Source organism: Fructilactobacillus fructivorans, assembly GCF_001434095.1.
GTDB lineage: Bacteria > Bacillota > Bacilli > Lactobacillales > Lactobacillaceae > Fructilactobacillus > Fructilactobacillus fructivorans.
The window spans coordinates 1-1,507 of sequence record NZ_AZDS01000009.1; the positions used below are offsets into that span (position 1 = coordinate 1).

The 1,507-nt window shown below is 42.1% G+C and carries 1 protein-coding gene and 1 pseudogene; both read right to left on the reverse strand.

Annotated features, from left to right (window positions below):
- Positions 1-391 (reverse strand): annotated as a pseudogene (locus FC73_RS06825) (acetyl-CoA carboxylase carboxyl transferase subunit beta); the annotation flags it as partial.
- The coding region (locus FC73_RS06830; protein WP_056936310.1) for an acetyl-CoA carboxylase biotin carboxylase subunit at positions 378-1,507 on the reverse strand (1,130 nt) is incomplete at its 5' end. The gene FC73_RS06830 and the pseudogene FC73_RS06825, both read right to left, overlap by 14 nt.

A 1,507-nucleotide genomic window follows, 5' to 3' on the forward strand; every position in this document is an offset into this window, starting at 1 on the left:
CAAGACTGGCCATCACGAATCGCCAGTCCATGACAGCAATTGCGACCTTGGTACCGTCAATGGTTCCAATCCCCGAAAGGACACTTTCATTAATACCGGTTACTTCCCGTGCTTTTTTCAATTTAGCCACGTATTTAGCGTCTTTAAATTTTTTCGACGCCTTCAAATCCGTGTTAATTGGGGTAAAATCGTCACACATCATTGCAATGCGTTCCTTAGCCCCAATTCTGAAGGCATAACCACAATTCGGACACTCTTTGTACTTACCCAACTTCTTTTTAAAAAATGTGGTCCCACAGTATGGACATTTTATCCAAATATCTTCAGGAATTTGATCCATTCTTCTGGATAGTTCATCAGAACTCAAATTCTCAAAATTATTTTTTGCCATGTTTCTTCATCCATTCTTTTAAGAACGTACTTTCAATATAATTATTGTTAAAGTCACCAGCTAAGAAATGCTTGTCCGCTAACAATGCAATCAAGAAGTCTCGGTTGGTTTTAACTCCTTCAATGTGAAATTCATTAAGAACCCGTCGCATTTTGTGTACTGCCTGCTTTTTGGTCGGCAAATGAACGATGATCTTGGCAATCATCGAATCATAGTACGGCGAAATGACGTCATTTTGTCCAATCCCCGAATCAACCCGAACACCCTTGGTTCCGTAAGTCTGATGCAGGCTGGTGATTTTACCAGGCGATGGGGCAAAATTATTACTAGGGTCCTCAGCGTCAATTCGACACTCAAGAGCATATCCCTTCACTTCACAATCGGATTGAGTAAAGGGTAGCTTTTCTCCTTCAGCAACCAAAATTTGGGCCTTGATGATTTCAACATCAGCTACTTCTTCGGTAATGGTGTACTCAACCTGCAGTCGCGTATTCATTTCCATAAAGTAGAAGTTATGATCTTGATCCATTAAGAATTCATATGTACCTGTATTTGTATATTGGATTCCCTTGGTAGCGTTTACTACAATCTGACCAAGTTCTTTTCGTTTGTCAGGGGTAATCTCAGAACAAGGACTCTCCTCAATTACCTTTTGATGATTACGTTGAAGTGAGCAGTCCCGTTCTGGAAAATAGACGATGTCGCCATGTTCATCAGCAATGACTTGCATTTCGATGTGTTTGGCATCATTTAGGTCTTTTTCCATGTACAACCGATCGTCACCAAACGAAAGCTTAGCTTCCCGTTTGGTATCCTGAAAGGCCTTTAAAAGTTCATCATCATCGGCCACCTTCCGAATTCCTTTGCCTCCGCCACCTGCAGCAGCTTTTAGCATAACCGGATAACCAATCTGATGGGCAACTTTTTTAGCCTGCTCAACGGAATCGATGAAGCCATCACTACCAGGAATCGTTGGAACCCCGCTCTTCTTCATGGCTTCTTTCGCGTGCCCCTTGTTACCCATGAGGTTAATGACCTTGGCACTTGGTCCAATGAACTTCACGCCACATTGATTACAAAGTTCGGCAAAATCAGCGTTTTCAGACAAAAAGCCAT